6 protein-coding genes are annotated in these 9595 nt (G+C 72.1%); all 6 read right to left on the bottom strand.

Annotation, left to right across the window (positions count from 1 at the left end; genetic code table 11):
- Positions 1-251: 251 nt before the first annotated feature.
- On the bottom strand, positions 252-1598 hold the full coding sequence (locus tag L0P92_RS38105) for a vWA domain-containing protein (protein ID WP_234767694.1): 1347 nt from the start codon (positions 1596-1598) through the stop codon (positions 252-254).
- 97 nt (positions 1599-1695) lie between these two features.
- The gene (locus tag L0P92_RS38100; RefSeq protein WP_234767692.1) at positions 1696-3087 is read right to left on the bottom strand and encodes a PP2C family protein-serine/threonine phosphatase; all 1392 of its coding nucleotides are present in this window, start codon (positions 3085-3087) and stop codon (positions 1696-1698) included.
- Entirely contained in the window at positions 3088-5688 is a 2601-nt protein-coding gene (locus L0P92_RS38095; protein ID WP_234767691.1) for a serine/threonine-protein kinase, read from the bottom strand.
- A gap of 22 nt (positions 5689-5710) precedes the next feature.
- Positions 5711-7042 carry a coiled-coil domain-containing protein gene (locus L0P92_RS38090; RefSeq protein WP_234767689.1) on the bottom strand — a complete coding sequence of 444 codons (1332 nt, stop codon included), beginning with the start codon at positions 7040-7042 and terminating at the stop codon, positions 5711-5713.
- Between the two features lie 43 nt (positions 7043-7085).
- Positions 7086-8063, bottom strand: coding sequence for a glutamate ABC transporter substrate-binding protein (locus L0P92_RS38085; RefSeq protein WP_234767696.1), 978 nt, complete (start codon positions 8061-8063; stop codon positions 7086-7088).
- A 122-nt stretch (positions 8064-8185) separates the two neighbouring features.
- A partial coding sequence (locus tag L0P92_RS38080; protein WP_234767688.1) for a GlnX family signal transduction membrane protein occupies positions 8186-9595 on the bottom strand: 1410 nt, incomplete at its 5' end.

The raw sequence follows: 9595 nt of genomic DNA, 5'->3' as shown, positions 1-9595 counted from the left end.
GCCGTAGCCGCCACCGGGCGGGGGCGGCGGTGGAGGGGGCGGAGGAACGGCACCGGCCATGCGGTGACCGCAGACCTCGCACCAGTCGTCGGAACCCGACTGGTGTCCGTTCGGGCAGGTCGGCATGTCGGCGCTTCCCCCTCTCCTTTCCGGCCGCTTCGACCGGATTTCTCCAACCCCGAGGGGTCAGGCTCGTTGCTTTTCAGGGTCCTGCTGGGGCACTGCTGAGGCACTACCAGGGCACTACTCGGTCAGTTCTTTACACGAACAGTCTTTGTCGACCGTGTCTCGAGAGTCATCTCGTCGGCCTCCGCGACCTTCGCCTTCAGTCGCACAGTACCGGTCGCGGCATCGACCACGTCCACCACCTTCGCAAGGAGTTTCGCCGTATCCGCGTTTCCGGAGGCGCTGGCGAGCTGAACAGCGCGGCCCAGTTTGGCCGTTGCTCCATCGATATCGCCGGATTTGCGAAGATCGAGGCCTTGTTGGATGGCTTGTGCCAGTTCGGCCTGGCCGGTGTAGTGGGCGACCTGTGGGTTGATCGAGGTCGAGGCGACCATGTCGTCGGTCCATACGGCCCGTACGAGGCCCTGGGCGCCGAGGTTCTGGGCGGTGCCGTCGGGCTGCGGGACGATCAGGGAGATGCGGGCGGCGAGCATCTCCTGGCCGAGGTTCGCGGCCGGAACCTCGACGCAGACGTGGTAGTCACGGGACTCGTCCCCCCAGGACCCGGTGGGGTAGTCCCCGGCGCGCGGGCCGGCCTCGGTGCGGCGGTCGGTCAACTCCTCGACCGTGGGCGCCACTTGTTTGACGAACTTGATCGTCGTGCCGACCGGTGTCCACACCCGCAGAGCGACGTCCGCGACCTCCTTGCCCATCGCCGTCTCCATCATCTGCGTGAAGTCGGCGGCGAGACCGGCCGGGTCGGCGACGATGTCGGCGCTGCCGAGCAGAGCCGAGGCGATTGCTGTGACTTCTTTCACTTCCCAGTCGGTACCCACGCCGCGTGCGTCACATGTGAACCGTCCGGCACAGGCGTCGAGCGCGGCCCTGAGGTCTTCCGGCGACTCGTGCTCGTTGCGGCCGTCGGTGAGCAGGATGCCGTGCCGGATCGCCACGTCGTCCGAGGACAGCAGACGGTCGGCGAGGCGCAGCCAGGTGCCGATGGCCGTACCGCCGCCCGCGCTGAGCCGGCGCAGCGCCTGCTTGGCCTGTTCGCGGGTGGTGGCGTCGGCCACGGCCAGGCGGCCGCCGCCCGGATAGACCTCCTTGGCCACATGCGTCCCGCCGACCACCGCGAAGCGCACGCCGTCGCGCAGGGTGTCGATCGCGGCGGCGGTCGCGTCGCGGGCGTTGCGCATCTTGGTCGGCGGGTAGTCCATCGAGCCCGAGCAGTCGACCATGATCGCCACGGCCGCGGACGGGCCCCGGCCCGGCGAGTACAGGTGGGGCGCCGCGACCGCGCTGCCGATCGTGCCGCCGCCGGTCGCGGTCACCGTGACGATCGCGTTGACCTCGCGACCGCCCTCCGGCAGGTACTCGTTCTGGTACACGTCCACCGAGAACTGCGGCACGCTTGGTTTCGAGAAATTGGCCATGCGTTCTCAAATCCCCCTAAAAGACCCCGTGGTGGGGCCATGGCTGTCGACGGACCGGTCCCCTCCGGCCCGCTGAGACCGTCCCCGCGACGCGGCCTCAGGCCGATCCTGCCCCCATCGGCGGTGCCGGGAACGGCAGGACGGCCACTGTTACGTTGTCGTGGCCCCCGCCGTCGAGCGCGTGGCCGACGAGGACCTGCGCGCCGTGCAGGGGGCGCACGGCGGCGTCGAGGGGCATGACGTCGGCCATGTCCTCGGCCGCCTCCGCGTAGTTCCACAGGCCGTCCGTGCACACCACGACGACGCCCGGGCGGTCTGGCTTGAAGGACGCGGTGTGCGGCTCCAGTTCGTAGGCGTCCGCGCCGAGCCAGCCCGTGATGGCGTGGGCGCGCTCGTCGGCGTAGGCCTCGGCCTCGTTCATCAGGCCCGCTGCGACCATCTGCGCCGCCCAGGAGTCGTCCTCGGTGAGCCGGGCCGGGGGAGTGCTGCGGTCCACCGGCACCCAGTAGGCGCGGCTGTCGCCGACCCAGCCGACGACCAGCAGGCCCGCGGTGACCACGGCGCCGACGAAGGTGCAGGCCGGGGCGTTCTGGTGGGGGCCCTGCTCGCGGACCGTGGCCGGTTCGCCCGCCAGGGCGTTGACCGCGTTCGAGGCGGCGATGATCGCGTCGTGCATGGCCTGCTGCGGGTGCGCGCCGCGCGGCAGGGCGGCCAGCAGCGACTCGCTCGCGGCCCGGGAGGCGGCCATCGAGGCGTCGTCGGGGCGGGTCGCCGAGGACACGCCGTCGCAGACGATCGCCAGGACCGCGGGCCGGCCGTCCGGCAGCGTGGTGCTGCCGACGGCGAACGCGTCCTCGTTGCGGTGGTGGCGCAGCCCGCGGTCGCTCACCGCGGCGACGGGGCCGGCGTCCTGCTCCATGTGGTCGCGCTCGCGCGGCTGGGCGTGCCCGCAGTTCTCGCAGTACCCGTCGTGGTCGACACGGCCCGCACGGCACGCCACGCACACCTTGGTGCCCTCGGGCGGGGTCGGCGGGGCGGCGGGGGCCACGCGCGGGTCGGGCGCCTGAAGGGTGAACTCGTCGGGCAGGGCGTGCTCGTCGGGCCGCGGTGGACGGTCGAAGCGGACGCCGGTGGCCGGGGAGACCGGGGAGCCGGTCGGGTCGGCAGGTGTCCGGGGTCCGGGCGGTCCGTCCGGGGCGCTCGCCGTCGGAGGCATCGGCGTCGCGGGCGGCGGTGACTGCGGGGGCGGCGGTGTGCCCGGGGGCAGGTCGTGGCCGCCGGCGGCGTCCGGCGCGGGGGCGGCGGGCCAGCCGGTGCCGGGCACACCGGAGGGCGCCGACGAGCCGTTCATGGCGATGGTCGGGTTGTCGTCCGGCCGTACGGGCACGGCGGACAGGTCGTATCCGCACGCACCGCAGAAACGGTCACCCGACTCGAGCGGCCATTCGCAGCTCGGGCAGGCGGACAACTGGGGCATCTGCGACATCAACTACACCCACGTCCGGGGGCGGTAACGGTTGGCACGTTCCACCAGGTCGATCCTCTCCTCGCCGCCCCGAGCGAGCCGGGCCAGCGTGCGGTACGAGCGCTCCAGGCCGAAACGCAGTCCCCGCTCGTCCAGGCCGCTGCCGAGCAGCGTCCGTCCTCCGGCGGCTGGGGGAGGGGCGGAACCCTGGCCACCGGAGAGTACCCAGTCCAGCGCGCAGCCGAGGACTTCCGCCGACAACTGCTCCCGGCGCGCCGGGTCCAGACCATACGCGTCCAGCGCCTCGACCTGGCCCGCGGCGGCGGTCAGGTCGTCCAGGAACGGTACGTCGGCGGCGGTCGCCGTGCGCCCACGCAGCCGGGCGCGGACGGCAGCGACCCGGGCGGCCGTGTAGTGGATGGAGCTCTCGGGGACGGACTCCAGGGTCCGTACGGCGCCGCCGCGGTCGCCCGTCGCGAGCTGGACGCGGGCGAGCCCGAACGCGGTGCTCACATAGCTGGGGTCGGTGGACCACACGAGACGGTAGTACTCGGCGGCGTTGTCCAACTGGCCCAGCACCTCGGCGCACAGGCCGAGGGCCACCTTGGGCGCGGGCTCACCCGGGAAGGCGTCGTAGATCGCGTCGAAGGCGAGCGCGGCGCCCTCGTGGTCGCCGGTGACGAGCGCGGCCACACCGCGGTACCAGACGACCCGCCAGTCGTCGGACCGCTCGTCCTCCAGCTTCAGCAGCGCCTCGTGCGCGGTGCCGCTGTCGCCGTTCTCCAGCCAGGCCCGCACCTGCCGCAGCCGGGTCTCGGTCGACGGCGCCGGCGCGGCGGCGAGAGCACCGAGCAGCTCGGCCGGCGCGGTGGTCATCAGACCCGCGAGGAAACCGGCGTTGGGGTCGGAGGGGTCGACGCGCGGAACGGGGAGCGCGAGGGCGGCGGCGGGCGCGTGGGCGACCTTGACGATGCCCGCGGGGGTTGCCGGGGCGGTCGGGACGGACGCGGCGGCACCGGGCGCGGGGCCCGGGAGGGGGCCGGCGGTGACGGCGGGCGCGGTGGCCGAGGCGAGGGCGGTGGTCGACGCCAGGGTGGCGGGCTTCCTTCCGGTGCCCACGACCCGCGCGCCGAGCCGCGACACCTCCCCGTCCAGCTTCGGGAACAACTCCGTGTCCGTGACCCGCACCTCGGGTCCGAACAGCGTCGACAGCGACGGCCGCGCGCGCCCCGTCTGCAGGGACACGACCTCGCGCAGTACGCCCGTCAGCTGCTCCGTCATCTCCTGGGCGGAGGCGAAGCGGCGGGCCGGGTCGGGGTCGGTGGCGCGGACCAGCAGGCGGTAGAAGGACTCGTACTGCCGGAAGACCTCGATGTTGTCGGGGTCGGGCAGGGAGTCGACGTATACGTTCGTGTAGCCCTGGAAGTCGAAGGACAGGACGGCGAGCGTGCGGGCGACCGTGTAGAGGTCGGACGCCACCGAGGGGCCGACGTCGGCGACTTCCGGCGCCTGGTAGCCCACCGTGCCGTAGATGGCCGACTCCTCGTCGTCCATCCTGCGCACCGCGCCCATGTCGATCAGCTTGAGCTGGTCCTCGGTCTGGATGGCGTTGTCGACCTTGAAGTCGCAGTACAGCAGGTTGCGGCTGTGCAGATGGCCGAGCGCCTCCAGCGCCTCGATGCCGTACGCGCACGCCTGCTCCACGGGGAGCGGGTCGCGCTTCCCGGTGGGCGTACGGCGGCCGTTGGCGATCTCCTTCAGCGACTTGCCGCCGACGTACTCCATGACGATGTAGCCGTCGAGCGAACCGGTGCGCTGGTCGAGGTGCTCGACGAAGTTGTAGATCCGCACGATGTTGGCGTGCTCGATCTCCGCGAGGAAGCGCCGCTCGGAGATCGCCGCCGCCATCGCGTCCTGGTCACCGGTGTCCAGCAGGCCCTTGAGCACCACCCAGCGGTCGGAGACCGCGCGGTCCACGGCGAGATAGACCCAGCCGAGCCCGCCGTGCGCCAGACAGCCCACGACCTCGTACTGGCCGTGCACCACGTCCCCGGCCTTCAGCTTCGGCACGAAGGAGTACGGGTGCCCGCACTTGGTGCAGAAACCCTCCGTACGGCCCGGACGCTCACCGCGCGCCCGGCCGACGGGTGCCCCGCAGTCCGAGCGCGAGCAGAACCGCTTGCGCTCGGGCACCTCCGGGTTCTCCAGCACCATCGCGCGCGGGTCGGGACGCGGCACGTCCGGGACCTGGACCAGGCCGACACCGAGCCGGCCGCGGCCGCTGGATCCGGCCGTCGAGCCGGAGCTGCGCACGGACACCGAGCGGCCCGTGGAACGGCCCGACAGCGCGCGCGAGAGCCGTCCCGACACCGAGCGCCGGGACTTCGACGACTGCGACGACGTACGCGAACTGCCGCGGCCGGTGGAGCGGGAGCTGCCGCTGCCCGCCGAGCCGCCGGAGCCCTTGCCGCCGCCCGTCACGCCGGTGGGCGGCGAGCCGACCATGCCGGTCGCCGAGACGACCGGGGCCAGACCGCAGGTGTCGCAGTACAGCTCGCCGCCGCCCACGTCCTCGTACGACCCGCCGCAGTCCGGCCGCTGACAGCTCTGCTCCGCCTGACTCATGACGACGACTCCCCCCTGCCCCTCATGTCCCTGGCCCCCCGCGATCCTCGGGCGCGCGCGGCCCCGGTACGCGCGGCCCGCCGAGCAGTTCGGCGGCGGCCTGCTGGTAGCGCAGGACCGCCTGTTCGGCGACGCGCAGATCGCAGGGCGCGCTCCACAGCATCCGCCGGGCCGCGTCGTACCGCTCGATGAGGAACGGGTCCTCGGCGAGCCCGTGCCGGGCCACCTTCGCCTTGTACGCGTCGAGGCGGCCGCGCAGCTCGGCGCGGACCGCGAGCGGCGCGGTGACCGCGGTCAACGACTCGCGGGCGCGCAGCAGTTCGTCCTCCGCCTTCTGCTCCAGGGACTCCAGGAGCGGCGACAGGCGGTGCCACTGGGCGTGTCTGCGGTACTCGGCGGCCGTCGCCAGCTGCTCCTGCAGCACGGTCGGCGGACCGCTGACGACCGGCACCTCCGTGGCGGCGATCTTCGCCAGCACCTCGCCGCGCGCGGTGCGGGCCTCGGCGAGCGTACGGTCCGCGCGGGACAGCACGTCACGCAGCTTGACCAGGCGCTGCTCGGCGTCCTGACGGACCGTCAACACCGCGTCGATCTCCCGGCGCACGTCCTCCAGGGCGCGTGCCTCGCGGTCGTAGACCGTGGTGTCGGGCCGGCCGCCGCCCGGCGCGGAACTCCCCTGTGTGGGAACCCAGTACGCGAGCGGGTCGGACACCACCTCGGCGCGCAGGCTGGTCAGCGTGCGCGTGATGCGCTCCAGGTCGTCGCCCGCCGGGTGCTCGCCGGGGCGTACGCCGACGGAGTGCGCGAGACGGCGGGTGCGCTGGAGTTCGGCGGCGAGTAAGTCGATACGGGCGGGCAGCGCGGACCAGACCGCGTCGGCGGCGACCACCATGTCCAGCGACGTCGCGTACAGCTCGTTCATCCGGTCGACCAGGGTGACCAGCGTGAACTGTTCGCTGAGCTTGCCCGAACCGCCGTGTAGCGTCGGGGCGTTCGCCGTCGCGGTCGCCGAACCCGCGACCGTCACCGACTCGCCGCGCAGCAGCTCCGTCAGCTCCACCAGGTCGTCACGGCTGGACCAGCGGCGACGCGAGCGGATCTCGCGGGCCGAGCGCAACGCGTCCGTGTACGCGTCGAAGTACGCCCACAGCAGCGTGATCGACGCCTCCGCCGTCGTCCAGCGCTCCTTGGTGACGCCCGTGAGCTCGGCGCCTTCGAGGAGTCTGCGGCCCGCGTGGTCCTGGAGGGCGAGGAGCGAGGTCTCGATCGCCTCGTGCTCCTGGCCGAGCCGCGCCAGCGCACGGTCCACCTCGTCCCGGTCCATCACCGGCCCGGCGGGGTCCGTGACGCCCATCGATCACCTCTCGCTCAGTAGTGTTCTGCCAGTTGACGGTCGGTCACTTGTAGCGGGCCTCGGGTGGGGTGGCCGACGCCGACTTCTTGTCGCCCTGGTCCATCGTCGGGTGCAGCCACTTCTCGTACGACGCCTTCCAACCGCCGTCCTCGATGTAGTTCTCCAGGGTCCGGTTGACCTGGCGTACCAGATCGTCGGAGCCCCGCTTCATCGCCACGCCGTAGTACTCGTCCGTGAACAGACCGCCCTTCAGTTCCACCGCCGGGTCCTGCGCGGCCTGGCTGGCGGCCAGGGCGCCGTCCGTCACGACCGCGTCGACCTCGCCGAGCTGCAACTTCACCAGGCAGTCGAGCTGGTTGGGGACGGTGGTCCTGATGTCGGTGGAGTCCGGGAGGTCGCCGTTCTTCCTGCCCTCTTCCAGGTTGTCGTACGCCGTGGAGCCCTGCGCCGAGCAGACCTTCTTGTCGGCCAGGGACTTGTCGTAGCCGGTGATCGTCGAGGTCTTGGGGGCCAGGATCTGCTGGCCGGTGACGAAGTACGGGGCGGAGAAGGCGACTTCCTTGATCCGGCTGCAGTTGATCGTCATGGTGCGGACCACCATGTCGACCTCGCCCTTCTGGATCGCCTCGATACGGCGGCTGGTCGGGATCGCCTTGAACTGCACCGCGTCGCGGTCGCCGAGTATGTCCTCGGCGATGCGGTGGACCAGGTCGATGTCGAAGCCCTCCAGCTCACCGGAGGGGTTGTTCGGGTCGAGGTAGCCCCAGCGGTAGCTGTTGGTGTCGACGCCGACGATCAGGCGGCGGTCCTTGCGGGCCTTTATGGCGTCGACCGTCGGGGTGCCGTCGCCGCCGGACGGGGCGAGGCTCTGGTCCTGGGGGTTCTCGCAGTCCTCCGCCTTGGCGTGGGCGACACTGGTCACGCCCTGGCCCGCGGTGTCGGCGTCGATGTCCTGGCTCTTCGGCTGGGTGAGGGGGAGGAGCAGGGCGAGGGTCAGCGCCAGGGCGCACACGGTCGCCATGGCGACCACGCCGCCCCAGCCGCGAGTGCTCGTGCGCAGGCGGTGCCAGACGCCCCGCGTGGGGGTGGGCGCGGTCTGGTACGAGTTCGTGGTCTCGCGTGCGTTCATCGTCTCGCCCCCTCTCACCGGTACTCCGACAGTCTGCGGCCGATGCCGAGGACCGCGCCGGCCGCGCCCAGGACCGCGAGGACCGCGGCGCCGGTCGGGAGGCCGGTCAGCGAGCCGCGGCCGTCGTTCGCGGCCTGCTCGAACTCGTTGCGCTCGTGCGTCAGCGCGGTCGCCAGTGCCTTGTCGACATTGTCGAAGCACACGCTCGTCGGCTCCTTCGCGGCCCCGATCACACGGTCCCGGGCCGCCTGGTAGTTGCCGGAGTTGTTGTCGTCGCGCGCGATGCCGTGGCGGTCCTTCCAGATCTCCATGAAGCCGTTCGCGTCCTGAACGGGCTTCTTGCCCGCCGAGTCGTCCGCGAGGTTCTCGGCTCGGTCCAGGGCCTTGCCCAGCTGGTCGATCTGCTGGTCGTAGCCCCACTCGTACGCGTCCACGACCCTGTCGTCGGCGAGCGTCTTCGTGTCCGCGCCGCGGCGGACCAGGGTCAGGTTCTCGTCGCTGCGGGCGGTGAGCGAGGCGATGCGGGCCTGGTGCAGTACGTCCAGGGAGCGGACGCCGTGGTCGTAGGAGTCGTTCAGGCCCGCGCGTGCGACGGTGTGGGAGACGGTGAGCCAGAGGAGGATCACGACGGAGGTCGCCGTGGCGGTGACCAGGCCGTGGTTCAGGACCCTGTTCGTCCGCTGGTAGTTGCGGTGCTGGGCCCAGGCGAGGGCGGCCAGGGCGACGATGCCGAGGCCTGCGGCTGCCCAGGGGAAGGACTTCGCGTCCGCGTAGTCGTCGCGCAGGCGCTGGTTCTCCGTCTGGTAGAGCTTCTCGGCCTTGGGCAGCATGTTCTGCTGCATCATCTCGTTGGCCGCGCGGAGGTAGGCGCCGCCGACGGGGTAGCCCTGGCGGTTGTTGGCCCTGGCCGTCTCGACCAGGCCCTTGTACTCCGGGAGCAGTCTGCTCAGGTCGGCGATCGTGTTCGCCGAGGTGGAGCCGGGTTCGGAGTTGGCGGCGGCCTTGACGAGTTTGGCGGCGGCGGTGCGGATGTCCTTCTCGTAGCCCTCGCGCATCGCCGGCTTCTCCTGGAGACCGGCCAGGTAGCCGCTGGCGGCGGCGGTGTTGGCGTCGGCGAGGGAGCGGTAGATGTCGGCCGCGTCGGAGCTGAGGGGCTGGCTGCGGTTGACGACGTCGTCCGCGGCGGAGGACCTGTCGGTCATCTGCCAGGCCGTTACGGCGCCGAACGCGACGACGAGGGCGGCGAGGAGGGCGCCGATGATGCGGAGGCGGCCGGGTTCGGTGGTGGCGGCTGCGCGGAGTTGGTCGAAGCCCTCGGCGAAGGCGGTGCGGCGGGGTGGGGTGGGGGGGCCCCCCCCTTTGGGCCCGGACGAGGCTTTTGGGGCGCAGGTCGGTCCACTCGCGTTCGATGTACTCCAGGCAGG

It is taken from the genome of Streptomyces muensis (genome assembly GCF_021474425.1).
In the GTDB taxonomy this organism is placed as follows: Bacteria; Actinomycetota; Actinomycetes; order Streptomycetales; family Streptomycetaceae; genus Streptomyces; species Streptomyces muensis.
Note: the sequence above shows the minus strand (reverse complement) of the source record. Positions and strands in the feature narration are given on the sequence as shown.